We start from the raw sequence: 20,491 nt of genomic DNA, 5'->3' as shown, positions 1-20,491 counted from the left end.
TTTGACTCTGGGAGGTAGTAACATGGATGTCGTGCAGTCGCCCGTGACCGTCGAGCGGCCGGGCCCCTCGTCCAACGGCTGGCCGGTGCTGATCGCCGCTCTGGTCGCAATCGCCGTCGGCGCCGGGCTGATCGGCTGGGGAGCGGTGGATGTCACGGTCCCGCTGATCATCGTCGGCGCCGTCATCGTGGTGCTCGCCCTCGTGCCGCTCGCCGGACTCGTCCTCGTCGAACCGAACGAGGCCCGCGTCCTCCAGCTCCTCGGCAGCTCGTACACCGGCACCCTGCGCGAACCCGGTCTGCGCTGGATGAACCCGCTCAACACCCGCCGCAAGATCTCCACCCGCATCCGCAACCACGAGACGGGCAGAGCCAAGGTCAACGACGCCGACGGCAACCCCATCGAGATATCGGCGGTCATCGTGTGGCAGGTCGAGGACACCGCGCGCGCCGTCTTCGACGTCGACGACTTCGAGGAGTTCGTCGCCGTGCAGACCGAGGCCGCGGTCCGTCACATCGCCGGCTCGTACCCGTACGACGCTGCGCCGGAAGTGATGTCGCTGCGTCAGAACGCCGACGAGATCACCACCAAGCTCTCGGCCGAGGTCCACGACCGCGTGCAGTCCGCCGGTATCCGCGTCATCGAGACCCGCATCAACCAGCTCGCCTACGCACCCGAGATCGCCCAGGCGATGCTGCGACGTCAGCAGGCCGGCGCCGTCATCGCCGCCCGCGAGCAGATCGTCAAAGGCGCCGTCTCGATGGTCGGCACCGCCCTGGCCCGCCTCGAGGCCGAGCACACCGTCGAGCTCGACGAGGAACGCAAGGCCGCGATGGTCTCGAATCTCCTCGTCGTGTTGTGTGGAGACCAGAGTGCTCAGCCCGTCCTCAACACGGGATCGCTGTACCAGTAGGGATCATGCGGCATGGCCGAACGTAAGAAGGTGCTGCTGCGCCTCGACCCGGCAGTCCACGACGCGCTCGCGCGGTGGGCTGCCGACGAGTTGCGCAGCACCAACGCCCAGATCGAGTTCCTGCTCCGGCGGGCCCTCACCGAGGCCGGCCGGATGCCGCGCGAGGTGGGGCGCATACGCGGGCCCGGTCGTCCGCGCGCCGATGCCGACGACGAGGAGTGAGCTGACATGGCAGATCCTCCGAGGAGGGCCGCCGTCGACGAGGCGGGACGCTACGCAGTGCTCCACCCGGCGATCGCCGAAGCGGCCCACCGCGCGGGGGCGACCGCGATCGGCCTGATCGACGTGGGGCGCCCCGCGGCGCTGAACCTGTGCGTCGACCGCGTGGGCATTACCTACAGCGACGGGGTGTTCCTGGGTGACCCGGATTCTCCTGTGCAGGAGAGCTGTTCGATCGTCCACGGCGGGACGGTTCCCGACCGGGCGATGCCTCCGGTGGTCGCGCGCGTCGCCGTGACGCGGCGCCGGCCCGACGTCGAGGACGCCCTGCTCGCCGAGGATCCGCCCGTCCGGTTCTGCGGCGACGTCGTGGAACTGCTGCCCGAGGGGATCGCGGCGGTACCCGAGGGTGCTCTGCCCGTCGTGACGACGACCTGGGCGTTGTCGCGCCTGGCAATTCCGCGGCGCCCGTCGTTCGTCGACAGTCTTCGCGAGGCGGCCGCGGGACGGACGGTCGCGTGGGTGTCGGCCGAGGGGGTCGGCGCCGCACCGTCGGTCCCGACGCTCGGTGACCGTCCGGCCTCCGGCCACAGCATCGTGGGCGTGGCCGTGTACCGCGGATCCGAGCAGCACGTGGATGCAGTCGGCCGCTGCTGGTCGCGGGGACGGATGCTCGATTGGTTCCCCTGATTCTTGTGGTGCCGCCGATTCGTATGCCGCGAACGCCGTTCGGCGGTGCGGCGTCACACCGTTTGCGGTATCCGCGCGACCAGGCGGTCCAAGGCCTCTGCGGCGGGATTTCGGCCGCCGGCCAGGCTGTAGTACAAGCGACCCCAGATGGCATTCTTCGTGACGGGTAGCCGGTCGATCGTGCGGTACAGCGAACGCCGGGCAAGTGTGGGTAATGCGCCGGACTGCGCGAACGCACTCTCCTGCCGGAACTGCAGTGCTCGTGCCTGATCCACGTGGGGTTCGCGCAGTTCCTGGAAGATTCTGCACCGCTCGTCGACGAAGATGTCGGACTCCTCGGCGCGGAGTGCCGGCCCGAGCTGATCCCCCAGAACGACCGCATCGAGAATCGCGTGATTGACCCCCTGGGCCAGGACCGGTGTGAGGGTGTGCGCCGCGTCGCCGACGAGGACCAGGCCGGGGATGCTCCATCGGGGGCATCGGCTGCTGAAGATCTCGAGCATCGACGTATCACGCCACGTTCGGACGGAGTGTTCTGTTGCCTCGCCGAGGTCCGGGACTATCCGGGCGACGCTGCTGTACAAGGACGGCAGACCGGCCTTGCGGATCCTGCTCAGGCCTCCGGGAGGGATGTTCACGCCGAGCCGGAGGATCCCCGGAACTGTCGGTATGCACATCACGTGGGCGTCGTCGGCGAGGTGGACCTGGTAGCGGGTCAGATCCCATCCCGCAGGTGGGTCCACCTTGAACCACAAGAAATCCCGGCGCATCGGCTGCTTACGGGATACGAGGCCGGCCGCAGCACCCAGCTTGCCGTACCGTCCGTCCGCGGCGACCACCACCCGTGCGGTGATCGTGTTCTCGTCCTCTCCGATCCGGTAGCGCACCCCCACGATGCGTGGTCCGCGACGAATCAGCTCCTGAACCGATGCGCCTCGAATCAGCCGAAATGACGGAAACCGTGCAGCGGCAGCGTCGATGGCGTCGAGTAGCGAATCCTGCGGGATCTCCAGAGGGCTCTCCTCAGCGTCTGCGAGTTCGGAGAAGCGGACGGTGAGTACCTCCTGGCCGGCATCGACAATTCGTATGCCCGACACCGGCATCGTGCGATCGGCCGGCAGCTGATCGAGTACCCCGAGGCGCCGGAGCGCGGTCACCGAGTCGGGGGAGATCGACTCACCACGGAACGTGCGGGCGGCAGAGGGAGCTGTCTCGAGAACCGCAACCGCGACGCCTTGGAGCGCCAGGCACAATCCTGTCATCATTCCGGCCGGACCTGCACCGGCGACGACCACGTCGTACTGCTCGGGGCGTTCGGAGATTTCCGTCATCGGCTGCTCTTTCGGTGTGATCGACACGTTCGGTGAGAAGCCTAGGAATACGCCCGAAACTCCTGGGGGGCACGCGTCTGAAGCGACCGTTTCGAACCGCTGTGGGAATTCCTAAAGTATTGCTGAATCCGGTTGTCCCACAGACTGTCTCTCTTTACCGTCGAGTTCCGATCGCCGCAGCATGCAGGAAAGGGAACCAGTGACTTCGACAGCAGCAGAATCGACCGGCGACACGAGCGAGCATACGGGGCGATGTCCGTACAGCTATCCGTTCGATCGCCCGTCGGCGATGGGTGTCGCGCGTGAATACCGCGAGATCCAGGAACATGAGGCGGTCGGACGGGTGCAGATGCCGTCGGGTGATCGCGCCTACCTCGTCACGCGATACGACGACGTGAGGACGGTTCTGTCCGATCCCCGCTTCTCACGTGCCGCCACCCTGGCCGAAGGAGCGCCTCGCCTCGGGCCGGCCCCGCAGAACTTCCCGACCCTCCTCAATATGGACCCTCCCGACCACAACCGGGTACGCAAGATGATTTCGGGGACGTTCACCTCCCGCCGCGTCGCCGTACTCGAGCCGCACGTCACCGGTCTCGTCGAGCAGTACCTCGACGAGATGATCGAAGCCGGTCCGACCGCGGATCTCGTCGAGATGTTCGCAAGTCGACTGCCCGTCCAGGTAATCTGCGAACTGCTCGGTGTGCCGATGAGCGATCGGGAACAGTTCGGAGCATGGTCGCGCGCATTCCTCGCCACCACAACCGCGGAATACACCGCAGAGCAAGTTCAACAAGCGCAGGGGGCGTTGTTCGTCTACCTCACCGAGCTCATCGCGAGCAAGCGTGCAAACCCGCAGGACGACATCCTCAGCGACCTGGTCGTGCAGAACGACGCGAAAGGTGCGATCTCGGAACTTGAACTGACCTTCCTCGGGGTCAGTCTCCTGGTCGCCGGACACGAGACCACCGTCAACATGATCGCCAACGGTGTGTTCGCGCTCATGTTGGATCCTGCCGCTGCGGAACTGCTCCGTTCCCGACCCGAAATCGTCGACACCGCGGTCGAGGAACTCCTCCGCTTGTTCGGTCCGGGAACGGAAGGGTTGCTCCGGATCGCGGCGGAGGATGTGGAACTCTCGGGCGTGAGGATCCCTGCGGGAAGTGCTGTTCTGCCGAGCCTCATCGCAGCGAACCGCGATGAGAATCGATATCCCGGAGCGGAACACCTCGATCTGGAAAGAAAGGACGTCCCGCATCTGTCCTTCAGCCACGGTCCGCACTTCTGCATCGGCGCGGCGCTTGCCCGCGCCGAGCTTCGGGTGTCCTTCAACGAGATCCTGCGTCGTCTTCCCGGACTGGCGCTCGCGATCCCCGCGGCCGACGTGCCCCGACCGGAAGGGCTGCTCGTCAACGGCGTGTCGTCTCTTCCGGTGACCTGGGATGCCGATGCTGCCCGAGCAGTGCCCTCCCGACCGCTATCGGAATCCACCCGTTCGACTTCAGGAGAAGCCCCATGAAATGGAACAACACGTTCGTCGCCGGTGTCGGAGCGTACGTGCCGAGCTCCGTGACGACCTCCTCTGCGGTCGACCAGGGGCTCTACAGCGAGGAATCGCGTGAGGCCGACGGTTTCGAGGGTGCGAGCATCGAGCGCGAGCTGGTCCCGCCGCAGATGGCAGTCGAGGCCGCCGGGAAGGCTGTCACCGATGCCGGGATCGATTCGAACGACATCGACATCGTCTTCCACAGCGGTATCTGGTTCCAGGGTGTCGACATGTGGCCCGCGGCCTCCTACGTGGCAGCGCACGCCGCCCGTCCGGGTGCACGTGCCTTCGACCTGCAACAGCAGTGCAATGTCGGACTGAGTGGGCTCGAACTCGCCGCCGCTCTGTTGCCCTCTGTGAACGGCCACATCCTGCTCACGACGGCCGACCGCTTCGATGGTGGCCCCGTCGACCGGTGGCGAACCGAATCCGGTGTCGTCTACGGGGACGGTGCAGGTGCTGTGGTGCTGTCGTCGACCGGTGGGAAGTTCGAACTCGTCTCGACGCACACGGAAGCAGCCAACGATCTCGAGAAGGTGGTGCGCGGACCGCAGTTCGCGACGTGTCCGAGCACGACGACGATCGACATCGGTGCGCGCTTCGACTACTTCATCTCGACGGGTGGGATGCGTGCGGCGGCAGGCAGACTCGTCGACGCGGTGACGACTTCCGTCGGCCGGGCCCTGGCGGACGCCGAATCGGAGATCGGCGATATGACTCGGGTGATCGTCCCTGCGGTGGGGAAAACCAAGCTGGACTGGCAACTTCAGGCTCTCATACCTGTCGACATCAATCGTACGAACTGGCGGTTCGCCAGGCAGATGGGGCATCTGGGGGCCGGAGACCAATTCGTGGGCCTCGAGCGCATGTGCGCCGAGGGCGGTCTCGAGCCGGGGGACCGGATCCTGCTCGTCGGGGGCGGTGCAGGCTTCACGTGCACATCTGCGGTCCTCGAATTCCGAGGTTGAGAAGAGGAACGAACGGTTGCGGCCCGGACATTCCGTCCGGGCCGCACCTGTGTGCCGCCGACTTCTAGCGCCGTAGTGAAACCTGCTCGGCCAGAGCCTCGTTCATGAGAACGAACTGAGGATAGGTGTCGTCGCGCAGGTAACCCATCATCGGCGGTACCGCGATCCCCGAGAAGATCTCACCGTGCTCGAGCACGACGCGGCCGTTGCCGGTGTCCTCGATCCTGAAGTAGTGCTCGCCGTCGAAGATTCCCGGAACGCCCACGGTTCCCTTCCATCGCAGCTCTTCGCCTGGATCGACGGTGAGGAGCTTCGGCGTGAAGGTGGATTCTCCGCCGCCGGCTCCGACGAGGACGTTGGTGATCGTGCCGTCGACTGCGAGCTCGCCCACCGAGGACACGATGAACGGATTCCACGACGGATACGACTCACGGTCGGTGAGCACGGCCCACACCTCGTCGGCCGTACCGTCGATCTCGGTGCGTGCGACGAGCGTGTATTCCTTGGTGGACGCCCATGCCGCGTAGACCGCGAGCGGAACGAAGACTACTGCGAGTGTTATCCCGACCCATTTGAGTACGCGCCCCCGTCGGGTGGCCATGAGGGAACCGGCCGTCATATGTCGTGCCCTTTCTGTTCCGAGGTACCTGCCCGTGATTGTCGGGCCGCCGGATCCGGCCGCCTGCGCGGTGCGATCACCGAGGGCAGGAGTCGTCGAGGCTACATGCAGTCGGTTACGGCGACATGGACAGAACGCTGCATTACGGCAACGGTGACCCGTGCATTCGCCGCACCGACTGTGCGCCCCGTCATATGGCGGTTCTTTAGCGGCAGCGAAGTTCGAAAAAAGCTGCGAGAAGTACAGTTTCGGTTCCGTAAGGGTTGCGCGAACAGGGTCTTCGCCAGCGCTGCGCCCCGTCTCGATCGATGACCGGATTGGTGGGAGAGATATGCCCGACACTCACGCGGCCGCACCGACGACACCGGATCTCGTCGCGCGGCTGGAGTACTTCGCGACCACGCGTCCCGACGCGATCGCCGTGGAGTACGTCGACGATCGCGGACATGTGATCGAGGAACAGACGCGGACCTGGTCGCAACTGCATCGCACGGCGTCGGCGACCGGATCGGACCTGCTCGCCCGACACGACCCGCGCGATCGTGTGCTGATCCTGACGGCCCCCGGGCTCGGCTTCCTCAACGCCTTCCTCGGATGTCTCTACGCGGGAATGATCGCGGTTCCGGCACCGCTCCCTACTGACGAGAAGGGGATGAGCCGGCTCGCCCGCATCGTGACGGACGCTGGAGTCTCCGAGATCATCACCACTACGGATCTCGCTCCTGTGGTCGAAGGATGGCTCGGCGAGTCGATGTCCGACAACTGCCCGTCGGTGGGAGTGATCGAGACCGCCGTGCCCGACGAAACGTTGGGATCCCCGTCCCATGCCCAGCCCTTCCATTCCCCGGACGCCATCGCCTTCCTCCAGTACACCTCCGGTTCCACGAGCGACCCCAAAGGTGTGATGGTCACCCGTCGCAACCTGGCCCACAACCTTGCCGTGATCGACCGGGCCAGCCGTCTGCCCGACAGCTCGACGGTGGCCGGCTGGCTGCCTCACTTCCACGACATGGGTCTGATCGGGCAGATCCTGTACCCGCTGTTCGGCGGTCACCGCGGCGTGCACATGTCACCCGCGACCTTCCTGAAGCGTCCCCATCTGTGGTTGAAGATGCTCAGCGATTTCCGTGCGGCCGGCACGGTCGCACCGAATTTCGCTTTCGACATGTGTGTGCGGCGGGTGACCGAGGAGCAGATCCGCGACCTCGATCTGAGCAAGATCCGGACGGTCCTCAACGGGTCGGAACCGATCCGAGCCCAGACGCTTCGCGCGTTCGCGGACCGTTTCGCCGGTGCCGGGCTCGCGGTCGAAGCACTGTGTCCCTGTTACGGGTTGGCGGAGAGCACGCTCATGGTGACCTCCGACGACCCGGAGCCGTTCCATGTCCTCGAGGTGGACGAGGATGCGTTGGCGGAGAACCGCGTGGTACCAGCGGTCGCAGATGGTCTCAGAAGCCTCGTGAGCTGTGGCCGCGCGGAGGGTCTCGACGTCGCGATCGTCGATCCACGGACCGAGGCGCGAATGGTCGACGGCCGGATCGGGGAGATCCGTGTGAGAGGAGCAAGCGTCGCTGCCGGATACTGGAACAACGCTGCCGCCACCGCCGAGACCTTCGAGCGGACCGTGGACGGTCTGGGAGGTTATCTCTGCACAGGTGATCTCGGTGCCTTCGTGGACGGACGGCTGTACGTCACGGGCCGCGCGAAGGACGTCATCATCGTCAACGGGCGCAACCTCTACCCCCAGGACATCGAGCATTCGTCGCGGGAAGCGCACCCGGCCCTGGCCGGGGGACTGGCAGCCGCGTTCGGCACGGGGGAGAACGACGGTCGCATCGTCGTCGTGCAGGAAGTCGCAGACGGTGGCGGCGACGCGAACTGGGCCGACGTCCGGTCCTGCATACGCGAGCGGATTCGACTCGACCACGGAGCCGCCGTGGCCGCGATAATCCTGACGCCACGGAAAACTGTGTCGCGCACCACGAGCGGCAAGATCCGCCGCGCAGAGATGCGGACGCGATTCCTCGACGGAGCATTCGACGAGATCGCGATCGGATCGGTACTCGGGCGCGTGAACGCATGAGTCCACGGTCGTCGAACGATGTTCCCGTCGAGGTCGCGCTGCGCGCCGTGCTCGACGGACTGTCTCCGGCAGCATGCGAGACTCTCGACGCGCGGGATGCCTTCCCCGAGCGGACCATCGCAGCGTTCGACGCGATCGGCCTGCAGCGCCACTACATTCCGGTCGCCGACGGCGGTGAGCTCGTCGACTACGACCGCACCGGCAGGTTGATGCGCGAAGTCGCGTCGTTCGACGTGACCCTCGCGGTGGCACACGGCAAGACCTATCTCGGCGCGGTCTGTGTGTGGATCGCCGGTTCTCCCGCCCAACGGGCCCGTCTGGCCGAGATCGTGGGCGCGGGCGGTGCGGTCTCCTGGGCGCTGACCGAGCGAGGCCACGGCAGCGATCTCCTCGCCGGAGAGGTCGTCGCGGAAGCGACGGACGTCGACGCCGTCACCCGCTTCCGGCTCACCGGGGAGAAATGGCTGATCAACAATGCGACGCGAGGCGCCGCACTCTGCGTCCTGGCACGCACGTCGTCCGATGCCGGGCCGAGAGCGTACAGCCTGGTGCTGGTCGAGAAGGCGGAGCTGACCCCGGACAGCTGGCAGACCCTCCCGAAGGAACTCACTCACGGTATTCGTGGCGCGGACATCAGCGGGATCCGCTTCGACCAGGCATCCGTCCCCGCCGACGCGATCGTCGGCGGTGTGGGGCGCGGCCTCGAGATCGTGCTCTCGGCCATGCAGCTCACCCGCACCATGTGCTGCTATCTTTCACTCGGGGCGTCCGACCATGCGCTGGCGATCGCGGGTGGTTTCGTACTGGGCAGGGAACTCTACGGACGTGCGCTCCTCGAGCTGCCCGCAGCCCGCGCGGTCGTCGCCGATGCAGTGGCAGCCCACGTGCTGGCCGAGGCCTTCACCACCTTCGCTGCGCGCAGTGTCCACGCGCTGCCGCAGGAGCACTCCGCGATCGCCGCGGCCGCGAAGTACCTCGTGCCGACGCTCGTCGAAAATTCGATGGTTTCCGTCCGCCGTCTGGTGGGGGCGCGATCGCTCGTCGTCGGTTCCACCGACCACGGGACGTTCTCGAAGATCGAACGTGACCACCGCATCGTCTCGTTGTTCGACGGCAACACCATCGTCAACCTCACGACTCTCGTGAGTCAGTTCCCCGTTCTGCTGGGGCGGAGAGGTGAGGCCGGTGCCGGCGAGGACGACGCCCTCCGGGTCGCGGCCGATCCGAACGCCGAGCTACCCGAGTTCCGTCCGGAACGTCTGTCCCTGTTGCCGAAACGCGGGCTGTCGGTGCTGCGATTCCTGCGCCGGGTGGCAACGGACGGCTCTGCCGGCCGCGGGCTGAGTGGCCCTGTCGCCGACGAAGTGCGCACCGGTGTCACCGGACTCGCCGCCGAGCTGGACCGATTGACCGCACAGGTGCATTCGCAGCCACGCGCCTCGGTGGAGACCTCGGTCGAGGCGTTCGATGCGGCCGAACGCCTTGCCGCGTGCATCGCCGGCGCTGCAGCGGTCGCGGTATGGGTGCACGGTTGCGATACCCGGGCAGGGGACGGCAACCCGCTGTGGCAGAACGCGTTGTGGTTGCGACTCGCGCTGCATGCGGTGGCGGACGCACTCGGCATGCCGACGGACAGGCCGGATCACCTCACCGACGAGGCGGTCATGGTGTTCGCGGACGCGACGGCCTTCGGACACAAGATCACACTGCTTCCCGGCGGGTCGGGGCACGGGGTGAACACGAACTCGACGGATGCGGAGGCATCATGACGATTGCCCACCCCACGAGCGACATCGAATCGCTGTTCGGCGATCCCTACGACATCGACAATCCGCTCGGTGCCCACCGCATCGTCGAAGCGGACGAGCGGGACGAGATACTCGTTGATGCCGAAAATGCTCTTCTCGGAGCCGGTTTCGATGCACACTTCGTTCCGGCGGACCTGGGTGGCAGGTTCGAATCGGTCCCGGCCCTCGTCGACACGCTCCGGCCGGTGTTCGCGCGCGACGCAGCTCTCGGACTGGGCTACGGAATCACCACCTTCATGGCGGCGCTCAACGTCTACGCAGCCGGAGATGGGCGGCAGAAGAGAGAAATCGCTGATTCGGTACTCGCCGGGAACAAGATTTCGGTCGCATATCACGAACTCGATCACGGCAACGACTTCACGTCCAACGAATGCGCCGCCGTCCAGGACGAGGACATCCTCCGCCTACGAGGTGGAAAGCAGTTGATCAACAACATCGAGCGCGCACACAGCGCTGTGGTGTTCGCTCGGACCGATCGGGTCGAGGGGCCGCGTGCACACTCGCTCTTCCTCGTGCCGCTGGACGATCCGGTGATCGACCGGACCACGCGCTACCGCACGCTGGGCTTGAGGGGCTGCCGGCTCGGGGGTGTCGATTTCGGCGGAGTCTCGCTCCTCGATACCGACCGCATCGGTGCGCGTGGGGCGGCGGTCGAGATTGCACTGCGTTCCTTCCAGGTGAGCCGATGCATCGCAGCGGGCGCTGCACTGGGACCCGTCGACGAAGCGTTGTTCCTCGTACTGAAGTTCGCCCGGGAACGGTGTCTCTACGGCCGACGGCTCGTGGAACTTCCACATGCCCGCGCCGTCCTGGGCGACGCCTTCGTCGATCTGCTCGTCGCCGAGGCGATGGTTCGCGAAACGGCACGTGCCCTCCATACTTCGCCTGCCGGGGCGGGAGCGCTGTGCGCAGCGACGAAGTATCTCGTCCCGCGCATGCTCGAGGACACCATGCGATCGCTGTCGGTGCTCCTCGGCGCACGCTTCTATCTGCGCCGCGGACCGTACGCGATGTTCGGCAAGCACTTCCGTGACATCCCCGCACTGGCGATCGGACACGCCGGAGGCGTCAGCTGTCAGCTCACGATCCTCTCACAACTGGCACGGATCACCAGATTGGACGGTGCGGATCTGCCTGATTCCGACACGGCAGATGTCCTACCCCCTGTGAGGTTCGACGAGTTGGCCCTCGTCGGGCGATCGGCGGATCCGATGCTGCTCGGCTTGCGGGCACGACTCGATCCGGTCGACGACATCGATCGAGCTCTCGCACATGCGCTCGGTGAGCTTTCTCACGGCGCCCGGGCCCTGGGACCTGCCGCGACAGGAGTCGCCACCACCCCTTCCGCTCTGCGCCTGACCGAGCGCTACGCGCTGCTCGTCGCCGCGGGCGCGGTGACGCTCGCATCCGACGGGAAGGACGCGTGGGCGCGTCGTGCGAAACGTCGCCTCGTGGCCAGGCTGTACAGACAGCGCATACCGGCCCCGGACGACGGGACCGTGCTCACCGAACTCCTCGGACGTGCCGAACACGGCCGGGCTTTCGACCTGGCCGCCAGGCCGGTCGCTCGCCGCCTTCCGTAACACCTGAAGCCGACTCCACCGATCAGCGGAGGACACAATGGACAACATCGGACACGTCGAGATCGCCGACTGGCTCTCCTCGCGGGTGGCCGGATTCCTCGACCGACACATCGATTCGATCGACATCGACCGACCCCTGGCCGAGTACGGATTGGATTCCGTCTACGCGCTGACCCTCTGCGGCGAGATCGAGGACACCTTCGAGATCGAGGTCGAGCCGACGCTGGCATGGGACCACCCGACGATCGCCGCGATGGCCCGATTCCTCGAGACACAGACCACACGGACGTCGGCATCGTGACCGCGATGGACACACATTCGAGGCATCGTCGGGTCGGTGTGGTCGGCATCGACTGTGTATTCCCCGGGGCTTCCGGGCGGGAACAGTTCTGGGAGTTGCTCGTCCGAGGCGAACACGGTATCTCCGAGATCCCCTCCACGCGCTGGCTGGTGCCGGACGCACCCGGCAGCGTGCCGCCTGCGGGTTACATCGACGATCCGGCCGGATTCGATTGCTCGTTCTTCGGAATCAACCCCACCGAAGCTTCGGGAATGGATGTGCAGCAGCGACTCGTTCTCGAAGCAGCGTGGCGCGCGTGCGAGGATGCCGGGATCGCTCCGGCGAGTCTCGCCGGAACCTCCACCGGCGTGTATGCCGGTGTGATGTCCAGTGATTGGACGGCCCTGAACGTCGCGGATCCCGCCGCGATGTCACCGCATCTCGGCGCGGGAAGCGGGCAGTGCATGATCGCGAACCGGGTGTCCTACCACCTGGATCTGCGCGGGCCCAGCATGTCCGTCGATACCGCGTGCTCGTCCTCGCTCGTGGCCTTCTACCTGGCCGCGCAGGCGATCCGGGCGGGCGACTGCGACGTCGCGTTGGTGGCCGGGGTCAACGTCATGCTGTCGCCCGCACTCCCCGCCTTCTACAGCTCTACCGGATTGTCGGCACCGGACGGGCGATCGAAACCGTTCTCGGCCGGCGCGAACGGGATCGGGCGCGGGGAGGGAGTGGGTGTCGTCGTGCTCCGTGTCCTCGACGACCAGGTCGAGGCCTCCGGGACGGTGTATGCGGAAGTACTCGGAGGCCGGGTCGGCCACGACGGTCGCAGCAACGGTCTGACGGCCCCCAGCAAGTGGGCGCAGGTCGATGTTCTCCGTCGTGCACTCGACGCCGGAGACGTTTGTGCAGGCGACGTGGACTTCCTGGAAGCGCACGGTACCGGAACGACGCTCGGTGACATGATCGAGGCCAATGCCTTGGGCGAAGTGTTCTCCGGCAGAGCGGCCCCCTGCCTCATGGGTTCGGTCAAAGGCAACGTGGGGCACCTCGAAGGCGCCGCCGGCATCGCCGGCGCCATCAAGGCGTGTCTCGCCCTCGAGCATCGGATTCTGCCCCCGTCCCTGTTCGCCGTCGACGAGAATCCGAAGTTGGGGCTTGCCGACAAAGGCCTCTCGCTTGCCACCGGCCCCACCCGGCTGCCTGCACGTGCGATCGCCGGTGTGAGCAGCTTCGGCATGGGCGGCACCGATGTGCACATGCTGTTGCGGGGGGTGCCCACCCCGCGACTACGACCGAGTGGGTCGTCGATAGGGGTGGTCACCGTCTCCGCCGCCACCCCCGCCGCGCTGTCCGTGAATATCGCGCGTGTCGCGGAGTACCTCGACGGGGTGTCGGACAGCGACTTCGCGCGTGTTTCCCGAGGCACGAATCTCGTCAAGTCGGATCGCCGCGTGCGGCTCGCGGTGGCTGCTCCGGATCGGCGGACGGCGGTCGCGCAGCTTCGGACCCGGCTCAGAGACCATGTGGCGTCCGGCCTTCCACCGAATCGGGTGCGTCCCCGCGTCGCCTTCCTGTTCACCGGCCAGGGGTCGCTCACCGCAGGGGTCGCCCGGCGCCTCGCATCGTCGATTCCCGCCGTCCGCACGCATGTGGACCGAGCACTGACCTTGTTCCCCGACGACGTTGCAGCGACCGTCGAGCAACTTCTCCTCGGTCCGCCCACGGAGGAGACCGTTCGTGTCGTCGAGACGGATTCCGCGTCGAGCCAGCCGGCGATGTTCGTTCTGCAGTATGCCCTGACCGGGGCGTACTCGGATCTCGGGATCCGGCCCGCCGCTGTGCTCGGGCACAGCATCGGAGAGATCGCCGCCGCGACGATCACCGGCGCCCTCCCCCCGGAGGCCGCAGCGGAATTGGTCCTGGCCCGCGGACGCGCGATGCGTGACCTGCCCGAAACCGGGGCGATGTCGAGCGTCGAGATGTCGGTCGATGCCGCCCGGGAGTGGATCGGTTCGCGCACCGACGTCGTGATCGCCGCAGACAACGGTCCCGCTCGGGTCGTGCTGGCCGGGACGGGGGCCGCGATCGAAGAGGCCGAACGCGCACTGGACGGCAGGTCGCCGAGGCGGCTCGCGGTCACCCATGCGTTCCACTCGCCTCTCGTGGCGGGGGCAGGGGCTGCGTTCGCTCGCTCCATGGAAGGAAGGATCGGCCGAGGGGTTCCGGGGATTCCGTTCTTCTCGACGTTGCGGGGTGCGAAGATCGCGGAGGCACTCGACCTCGTGTACTGGAGCGAGCAGATCTCCGCGCCGGTGCAATTCCGGACCGCGCTCGCGGAACTGCTTGCGACAGAGCCCACCCATCTGCTCGAGATCGGGCCACGGGCCGTGCTGACATCGCTTGCCGCCGAACAAGGCGGTGCGAGAATCACCCGACTGGCACCGCTGGACGGAGAACGATCGACCGGCATCGAATTCGCTTACTCGGTTGCACGTCTCTACGAGGACGGCGCAGATGTTCGATGGGACGGCCTGTACCGGCCCGAAGATGTGGTGCCGGTGCGCATGCCCGTCTACGAGTTCGACCACGACCAGCACGTTCTGCCGCTCTACCCCGGGGGCCGGTTGCCGCAGTCCCGCGGACCGGAGGTGTCCGAGGACGATCGTTCCGCTCGGGACACTTCGGTGGAACAGGTAGTCCCACCGTCCGCCACCGGGATCTCTCGTGACGACTCTCCGGAACCGGTCGGTGTCGTATCGATCGACACCCGCGACATTGCGCTGATCGTGCGCGAAACCATCGGGGAGATCAGCGGATACGCGACGAGCGTGATCGAGGAGGGCGCGCGACTGCGCGAGGATCTCGGATTCGACTCGATCCTCGCGATGCAGCTCGCCGATCGGCTGGCGGAGCGTGTGCGATTCGACGAACCGCCCGAGATCACCGAGTTCGTCGAAAGTCTGGTCACCGTCGACACCCTCATCGAGTTCGCGGTTCGCCGGTCGGAAGGGAAACGATGAATACGTTCATACTCGGAACCGGCACGGCGCTCCCGAACGATCCCGTCGACAACACTCTCCTCCACGAGACCTTCGGGATCAATGCGCAGTGGGTCGACCATTTCGTGGGTACACGGACCCGCTACTTCGGTGTCGATCTCGACTCCGGTGAGCAGACCCACGGTGTCGTCGACCTCGGTACCGAGGCAGCGGAGGCTGCGATCGGTGCGGCCGGGATCGACCGGGTGGATCTGGACTTCATCGTTCTTGCGACGGCCACGCCCGACACGCTCATGCCGACCGCCGCCACCGGGGTCGCCGATCGGCTCGGTCTCGACCTCATCCCCGCATACCAGGTGCAATCCGGTTGCGCCGGCGCAGTCCAGGCGTTGGACGTGGGGCGCCGGTTGCTCGACGACGATCATCGAACAGGTCTCGTCATCGGGGCCGATGTGTGTGCCAAGCACATGGTCCTCGATCGTGGGGCCGGAGCCATGCCGCCTTCGAAACTGGTCAACTACATGCTCTTCGGCGACGGGGCCGGCGCCGTGGTCATCTCGGCCGACCCGGACGGCGCGCTCATGCGACTGGGGCGGGTCGTCTCCCGATTCGAGGGACGGAACCGTCTGCCCGGTCAGGTCATCGAGTGGTTCGGCGATGCGGACCTGTCTCGGTGGATTCGCACCGAGACAGGTACGGACCGGCAGGCCGTCACCGAGGACTACAAGGCAATCGAACTGTATGTGCCGCACATGGCCGGCGAGATGTTCACCGATCTGCTGCGCCTCGCGAGGTGGAAGGTCGAAGAGGTCGACTACGTTCTGCCCCCGCAACTCTCGGGGAAGATGTCCCCTCGTATCCGGGCTGCGCTGGGTGCCGATCGTGCAACAGAGATCAGCTGCGTGGCCGAGACGGGCAACAGCGGCAACGCCCTCTCCTTCCTTCAGCTCGACCGTCTCGCCCGGTGCATCGAACCCGGGCAGCGCGCAATTGCGGTCGCGATCGAATCGAGTCGCTGGATCAAGGGTGGCTTCGCAGTGGAAGGAGTCAATCCGTGACCGACCTGGTGTCGACACCGATCGCCGACGAGAACGTGAACGGCGACATCCGACCATCCTCGCCGGATGTATCGGGCCTCGAGCGCATTGTCGAACTGAAGCGCGACGGACGGCTCGAGAGTGAGGTCGTCGAACTGCAGTCCGTCCTCGCGGCTCTTCCTGAGACCGACCGTCCGGCCGCATCTCGGTTGTTGTCGTCGTTCGAGGGCCGATCCGTCGACGCAGGCTCGGCGCACCGCGTCGTCGGTGTCGCAGTGCTCGGCAGTACGACGGTCCGCGGCGTGACGGGAGCCTTGACGGCAGAAATGCTCCGCCATGGCCTGGTTCCCGCGGTGAGGGTGGGAGGATTCGGCCGCTGGAGCCTCGAACTGCGCGATCCCTCCGCAACGGTCTTCGAGCACGGCCCGCACCTGACTCTGTGCCTGTTGGACGCGTCGATCGTCACCGATCGGCTCCGGGCACCGTGGACGGTCGACGATCTCCTCGAGGCCCTCGACGACGCATATGCGGACCTGGTGGTCGCTGTCGACACGCACGGCGACGCCCGGACTCTGGTCGTCAACACGGTGCCGCTCCCACCACGAATCCTCGCGATGCTGGTCGATCTCGAGTCGCGGGGACGTGCGGCCGCGGCATGGCGTCGCTTCAACACCGCACTCGCGGAACTCGCTCTCGACAGGTCTCGACTGCACGTCGTCGATTCGGAGTCGATCCTGTGTGTCACTGGTCCGTTGTCCGACGAGCGCATGGCAGCCTATGCCCGGGTCGAACTCGGTGACGCGTTCCTTGCGGAGGTCGCCCGGCAGGTCGGGCACATCGTACGGAGCACCCGGGGCATGACGCGAAAGTGCCTCGCCCTCGACCTCGACGGCACTCTCTGGGGTGGCATTCTCGCCGAGGCGGGACCACACGGCATCGTGCTGCGCGACGGGCCTCGCGGAGCGGCCTTCAACGCCGTCCACGACGTGGTGCGACAGTTGGCTGCCCAGGGCGTCCTCGTTGCGGCGCTGAGCAAGAACGACGACGCGGCGGTCCGCGAAGTGTTCGCCACGAACGACGCCATGGGTCTGACGGAGGACGACTTCGTTGCGATAATCGCGAACTGGGATCCGAAGCCTCTCAACCTCGGTGAATTGGCCGGACGGCTCAACATCGGCACGGATTCGTTCGTGTTCGTCGACGACTCCGCGTCCGAGTGCGGGTCGATGCGTACCGCCCGACCGGAGGTCGAGGTGATTCGGGTGGACGCGGACGAACCGGCCCTGCACGTGCCGCGGATACTCCGCGACGGTTGGTTCACCACGGCGCACGTGACCGAGGAAGACCGTGCGCGTCCGGTCCGGTACCGCCGCGAAATCGGCAGGCACGAACTACGCGCCACAGCCGGGAGCGTCGAGGACTACCTCGCTGCGCTCGACACCGCCGTGGTCGTCAGGGCGCCGCGCATCACGGAGATCCCGCGGGTTTCCCAGATCACGCAGCGGACCAACCAGTTCAACCTGACCACGGTGCGGATGGACGAGGCTGCGGTGACGGTATGGATGAACGGTCCGTCGACATCTGTTGCTGCGGTGTGGTGTTCGGACCGATTCGGTGATCACGGGATGGTCGGATGCCTGTTCCTCGAGCGCGACGGAGCGGAGCTGCACATCCGCAACTTCGCATTGTCGTGCCGGGTGCTCGCCCGAGGTGTCGAAACGGCGATTCTCGGATCCGTGGTGGACGCGGCATGGTCGGAGGGCGCGCACAGCGTTGTCGGATGGTATCGACCCTCCCCGAAGAACGGCATCGTGGCGACGTTGTACTCCGAGAACGGGTTCTGCTCGGCCGATGCCGATGCCGAGGGCCGGCAGCACTTCGTGCTGACGGCCGGCGACTCCGTCCCCCCTTCCCCCTACGTCCGTCTGACGCGAGAGGACAGTCCGTCATGAACGCCGAAGAATTCGTCGAACTCGTATGCGCACAAACCGGAATGCACGTCGGCACGGATCATCTCGATCTGCCGTTCGACGCCCTTCCTGCCTGGGACTCGATGTATCTGCTCACGGTTGCGACTGCTGTCGAGGCGCGCACCGGTCGTTCGTTGAACGTGGCGGACGCGCTCGAATGCGCATCACTGGGGCAGCTGCGAAACCTCGTGGGCGCATGAACAGCGTGGATCTCCTGCCTTTTCCGAAACCGCGCAGGCACACCGAATACTTCTCGACCGCCATGGCAGGGCGGCCTCTCGTTCACCTCGGAACAGAAGCCGACGTGAGCGGACTGCTCGACCGGTCCGGTCGCCGTCCTGCCGCTTCGGCGACCGCGCACGTGATACGAGCGATCGCCGAGACCGTGGCGCAGCATCCGGACGCCAACTGCACATTCCACCGGCTGCCGTTCCCCATGCTGTCGCGCCCTCGCGACGTCTCGGTGAAGGTCGCATTCGACGTGGAGGTCGACGGTGTGCGGACAGTGCAGTCCGACGTGCTGATGCGAGCCGATCGGCGGACGCCGAGCGAGATCCACGAATGGATGCAGCACACGCGCAGTCGGATGCAGAACGGCCGTGGGCGTACACGCCTCCTGTCGGCCCTACCGAGGTCCGTCGGCCGCAGTGTGTTCGCGTCGATGACGATTGCGCCTGTGCGACATCGTTTCCTGGGCACGATTGCGGTGACGTCGCTGGCACACCGTCGCGTCGGTACGTTCTTCTCTGATGGTGGCACGACAGTGACCGTGGGGGTGGGGCATGCGCATCGGCGTCCCACCGTGCAGGACGACAGCATCGAGATTCGGAGCGTTCTTCCACTGTCGATGACCTTCGATCACAGGGTCATCGACGGCGCGCTCGCGGCCGACATTCTGGGAGACCTCGTTCGGCATTTGGAGCGGTGCACGGTACCCGCCTCCCACACCCGATCGGAAGTGTGATGATGAATTACCTCGACGAAGTGAAAACGCACGTCCTGCTCCACGGTCGCGCGCAGGGTATCGATGCGGCGGAATGTCGCAGGGTCCTCGGTACGATCCGAACGCTCGAGGACGATGAACACGGCTGGGCATCACGGTGGACGGCCGAGGCCTCGAAGTATCGTGAGCGGGGACGTGCGCTGGATGCGATCGCTCGCGACAATCTGGCACGATTTCCGTTCGCAGCGACGGAAATGCAGGAGAACGCATCGGCCCGTGCAGTATTCGAGTTCGGGAAATGGGCACGTTCGTCCGGGGTCGCGGAGAACCTCGCGGTGGAGTACAACGGCTCCCGGACGACCGCATGGTTCGGCTCCGTGGACACCGACGGACCGGCCCCTCTGGTGGTCGTACTCGGGGGCATCGTCAGTCCCAAAGAGCAGTGGGGGCGATTGCTTCCTCATTTCCGGAAACTCGGCATCGCAGCCGTCGTGATCGATCTGCCGGGGGTGGGCGCACACCGGAGCGCGCTCTACGGACCGGACTCCGAAGGCTACGTTTCGGCTGTCGTCGATGCCGCGGCGACCCGCATGCGACTGTCCGGTGTCTACGGCCTGGCCATGAGTTTCGGGGGCACGGTGATGCTTCGTGCGGCGGCGGCCGACCCGAGAATCCGAGGGGTTGTTGCGGTCGGATCTCCCACGCAGTACACCTTCGTCGATCCCTGGGTGCAGAAGGCGATGCCGGCGATCACCCGTCGTACGCTCGAGTCGGTCACCGGCGCACAGGACCTCCCGTCGCTGTTGCCGGAACTTGCGCTCGATCGGCAGCACCTCGGCCGTTTGATGATTCCGGTCCACTACATCCGAAGTCTGCGGGACGAGATCGTGCCGACAGCGGACGCGAATGTGCTGATCGCCCATCTCGCTCGGGCAGCGGTCGTCGATTTCGACGATGTGCACGGATCGCCCCATCACGCCGACGCGGTGAGGATGCGCTCGTTGTCCGCGCTGCTCGAGATGATCCGTCCCGGCTCCCTGTCTGCCCGGACGTTGTCTGCAGTGCTGATGGCAGGTGAACGGGTTTCGCTCGTATCGCCCGTCGATCTGGGCAGGAGGGTGCCGGCATGACCCCGACGGTGGTGTGTTTCCATCACGCCGGAGGAAGCGCTGCCGCATACCGGGACTGGGGATCCGAGCACGACCTCCGTATCCATGCGGTGTGCCTGCCCGGGCGGGACGGACGGCGGAACGAACCGTCGCCGACGTCCATGGACTCGCTGGTCGAGCAACTCGACGACGAGCTCGGTGAGCTACTCGCCACCGAGCATGTCCTCTTCGGGCACAGCATGGGTGGGACGATCGCTTACGAGTTGGGGGTTGGGGGGGGTGGCCCCCACCCCCCGGTTGGGCGGGGGGTGGTAGTTGGTGGGGGGGATACCCCCCCACTGGACCCCCCCGGGGTGACCCAACCCCAGAATACCCCAGGAGACATAGCCCGGT

General features: G+C 66.3%; 18 protein-coding genes. 16 read left to right on the top strand and 2 right to left on the bottom strand.

The features are described from left to right. Nucleotides 1-22 precede the first annotated feature (22 nt). The 3 genes from A5767_RS16640 to A5767_RS16630 are packed head-to-tail and all read left to right on the top strand — an operon-like array spanning nt 23 to nt 1,822. Nucleotides 23-913 (top strand): SPFH domain-containing protein, encoded by an 891-nt coding sequence (locus A5767_RS16640; protein ID WP_064852737.1) that lies wholly within the window; start codon nt 23-25, stop codon nt 911-913. A 12-nt stretch (nt 914-925) separates the two neighbouring features. After that, nucleotides 926-1,135 carry a hypothetical protein gene (locus tag A5767_RS16635; protein ID WP_060652022.1) on the top strand — a complete coding sequence of 70 codons (210 nt, stop codon included), beginning with the start codon at nt 926-928 and terminating at the stop codon, nt 1,133-1,135. A 6-nt stretch (nt 1,136-1,141) separates the two neighbouring features. Beyond that, the gene (locus A5767_RS16630; protein ID WP_064852736.1) at nt 1,142-1,822 is read left to right on the top strand and encodes a DUF2332 family protein; all 681 of its coding nucleotides are present in this window, start codon (nt 1,142-1,144) and stop codon (nt 1,820-1,822) included. 53 nt (nt 1,823-1,875) lie between these two features. Here the strand turns inward: A5767_RS16630 and A5767_RS16625 are convergent, their stop codons facing one another. After that, nucleotides 1,876-3,153 (bottom strand): FAD-dependent monooxygenase, encoded by a 1,278-nt coding sequence (locus A5767_RS16625; protein WP_064852735.1) that lies wholly within the window; start codon nt 3,151-3,153, stop codon nt 1,876-1,878. A gap of 199 nt (nt 3,154-3,352) precedes the next feature. Between A5767_RS16625 and A5767_RS16620 the strand changes: the two genes are divergently transcribed. Beyond that, on the top strand, nt 3,353-4,669 hold the full coding sequence (locus tag A5767_RS16620) for a cytochrome P450 (RefSeq protein ID WP_230809775.1): 1,317 nt from the start codon (nt 3,353-3,355) through the stop codon (nt 4,667-4,669). Then, nucleotides 4,666-5,664 carry a ketoacyl-ACP synthase III family protein gene (locus A5767_RS16615; protein WP_064852734.1) on the top strand — a complete coding sequence of 333 codons (999 nt, stop codon included), beginning with the start codon at nt 4,666-4,668 and terminating at the stop codon, nt 5,662-5,664. Before A5767_RS16620 ends, A5767_RS16615 begins: the two co-directional genes overlap by 4 nt. Nucleotides 5,665-5,728: 64 nt before the next feature. Here the strand turns inward: A5767_RS16615 and A5767_RS16610 are convergent, their stop codons facing one another. After that, nucleotides 5,729-6,283: an SRPBCC domain-containing protein gene (locus A5767_RS16610; RefSeq protein ID WP_064852733.1), complete on the bottom strand. Its 555-nt coding sequence runs from the start codon at nt 6,281-6,283 to the stop codon at nt 5,729-5,731. Between the two features lie 331 nt (nt 6,284-6,614). Here A5767_RS16610 and A5767_RS16605 point away from each other — a divergent pair, with 331 nt between their 5' ends. The 11 genes from A5767_RS16605 to A5767_RS24190 all read left to right on the top strand — a co-directional run. Continuing rightward, nucleotides 6,615-8,366 carry a fatty acyl-AMP ligase gene (locus tag A5767_RS16605; protein WP_064852732.1) on the top strand — a complete coding sequence of 584 codons (1,752 nt, stop codon included), beginning with the start codon at nt 6,615-6,617 and terminating at the stop codon, nt 8,364-8,366. After that, nucleotides 8,363-10,135, top strand: coding sequence for an acyl-CoA dehydrogenase family protein (locus A5767_RS22745; protein ID WP_082937730.1), 1,773 nt, complete (start codon nt 8,363-8,365; stop codon nt 10,133-10,135). Before A5767_RS16605 ends, A5767_RS22745 begins: the two co-directional genes overlap by 4 nt. After that, nucleotides 10,132-11,757, top strand: a complete 1,626-nt coding sequence (locus A5767_RS16600; protein ID WP_197483266.1) for an acyl-CoA dehydrogenase — start codon at nt 10,132-10,134, stop codon at nt 11,755-11,757. Before A5767_RS22745 ends, A5767_RS16600 begins: the two co-directional genes overlap by 4 nt. A gap of 37 nt (nt 11,758-11,794) precedes the next feature. Then, a complete protein-coding gene (locus tag A5767_RS16595) occupies nt 11,795-12,058 on the top strand; it encodes an acyl carrier protein (RefSeq protein WP_064852731.1) in 264 nt (87 codons plus the stop codon). Between the two features lie 5 nt (nt 12,059-12,063). Next, nucleotides 12,064-15,060: a type I polyketide synthase gene (locus A5767_RS16590; RefSeq protein WP_064852821.1), complete on the top strand. Its 2,997-nt coding sequence runs from the start codon at nt 12,064-12,066 to the stop codon at nt 15,058-15,060. After that, complete coding sequence (locus A5767_RS16585; RefSeq protein WP_064852730.1) at nt 15,057-16,097, top strand: 3-oxoacyl-ACP synthase III family protein; 1,041 nt, start codon at nt 15,057-15,059, stop codon at nt 16,095-16,097. The genes A5767_RS16590 and A5767_RS16585 overlap by 4 nt, the downstream gene beginning before the upstream one ends. Next, the gene (locus A5767_RS16580) at nt 16,094-18,028 is read left to right on the top strand and encodes an HAD-IIIC family phosphatase (RefSeq protein ID WP_082937727.1); all 1,935 of its coding nucleotides are present in this window, start codon (nt 16,094-16,096) and stop codon (nt 18,026-18,028) included. The genes A5767_RS16585 and A5767_RS16580 overlap by 4 nt, the downstream gene beginning before the upstream one ends. Beyond that, a complete protein-coding gene (locus A5767_RS23405) occupies nt 18,025-18,246 on the top strand; it encodes a phosphopantetheine-binding protein (RefSeq protein WP_064852729.1) in 222 nt (73 codons plus the stop codon). Before A5767_RS16580 ends, A5767_RS23405 begins: the two co-directional genes overlap by 4 nt. A 305-nt stretch (nt 18,247-18,551) precedes the next feature. Next, complete coding sequence (locus A5767_RS23400; protein ID WP_197483265.1) at nt 18,552-19,010, top strand: 2-oxo acid dehydrogenase subunit E2; 459 nt, start codon at nt 18,552-18,554, stop codon at nt 19,008-19,010. Beyond that, nucleotides 19,010-20,119 carry an alpha/beta fold hydrolase gene (locus A5767_RS16565; protein ID WP_064852727.1) on the top strand — a complete coding sequence of 370 codons (1,110 nt, stop codon included), beginning with the start codon at nt 19,010-19,012 and terminating at the stop codon, nt 20,117-20,119. The genes A5767_RS23400 and A5767_RS16565 overlap by 1 nt, the downstream gene beginning before the upstream one ends. Beyond that, a partial coding sequence (locus A5767_RS24190) for an alpha/beta fold hydrolase (RefSeq protein ID WP_156665171.1) occupies nt 20,116-20,491 on the top strand: 376 nt, incomplete at its 3' end. The genes A5767_RS16565 and A5767_RS24190, both read left to right, overlap by 4 nt.

Source organism: Rhodococcus sp. 852002-51564_SCH6189132-a (assembly GCF_001665495.1).
In the GTDB taxonomy this organism is placed as follows: domain Bacteria; phylum Actinomycetota; class Actinomycetes; order Mycobacteriales; family Mycobacteriaceae; genus Rhodococcus; species Rhodococcus pyridinivorans.
This window is presented reverse-complemented; position numbering and strand designations above follow the sequence as displayed.

What these genes read in the sequence shown, in the direction of transcription:
- A5767_RS16605 (WP_064852732.1), top strand. Translation starts at nt 6,615, where the DNA reads ATGCCCGACACTCACGCGGCCGCACCGACGACACCGGATCTCGTCGCG.
- A5767_RS16600 (WP_197483266.1), top strand. Translation starts at nt 10,132, where the DNA reads ATGACGATTGCCCACCCCACGAGCGACATCGAATCGCTGTTCGGCGAT.
- A5767_RS16585 (WP_064852730.1), top strand. Translation starts at nt 15,057, where the DNA reads ATGAATACGTTCATACTCGGAACCGGCACGGCGCTCCCGAACGATCCC.
- A5767_RS22745 (WP_082937730.1), top strand. Translation starts at nt 8,363, where the DNA reads ATGAGTCCACGGTCGTCGAACGATGTTCCCGTCGAGGTCGCGCTGCGC.
- A5767_RS16635 (WP_060652022.1), top strand. Translation starts at nt 926, where the DNA reads ATGGCCGAACGTAAGAAGGTGCTGCTGCGCCTCGACCCGGCAGTCCAC.
- A5767_RS16630 (WP_064852736.1), top strand. Translation starts at nt 1,142, where the DNA reads ATGGCAGATCCTCCGAGGAGGGCCGCCGTCGACGAGGCGGGACGCTAC.
- A5767_RS16640 (WP_064852737.1), top strand. Translation starts at nt 23, where the DNA reads ATGGATGTCGTGCAGTCGCCCGTGACCGTCGAGCGGCCGGGCCCCTCG.
- A5767_RS16625 (WP_064852735.1), bottom strand. Translation starts at nt 3,153, where the DNA reads ATGACGGAAATCTCCGAACGCCCCGAGCAGTACGACGTGGTCGTCGCC.
- A5767_RS16615 (WP_064852734.1), top strand. Translation starts at nt 4,666, where the DNA reads ATGAAATGGAACAACACGTTCGTCGCCGGTGTCGGAGCGTACGTGCCG.
- A5767_RS16565 (WP_064852727.1), top strand. Translation starts at nt 19,010, where the DNA reads ATGATGAATTACCTCGACGAAGTGAAAACGCACGTCCTGCTCCACGGT.
- A5767_RS16590 (WP_064852821.1), top strand. Translation starts at nt 12,064, where the DNA reads ATGGACACACATTCGAGGCATCGTCGGGTCGGTGTGGTCGGCATCGAC.
- A5767_RS23405 (WP_064852729.1), top strand. Translation starts at nt 18,025, where the DNA reads ATGAACGCCGAAGAATTCGTCGAACTCGTATGCGCACAAACCGGAATG.
- A5767_RS16595 (WP_064852731.1), top strand. Translation starts at nt 11,795, where the DNA reads ATGGACAACATCGGACACGTCGAGATCGCCGACTGGCTCTCCTCGCGG.
- A5767_RS16610 (WP_064852733.1), bottom strand. Translation starts at nt 6,283, where the DNA reads ATGACGGCCGGTTCCCTCATGGCCACCCGACGGGGGCGCGTACTCAAA.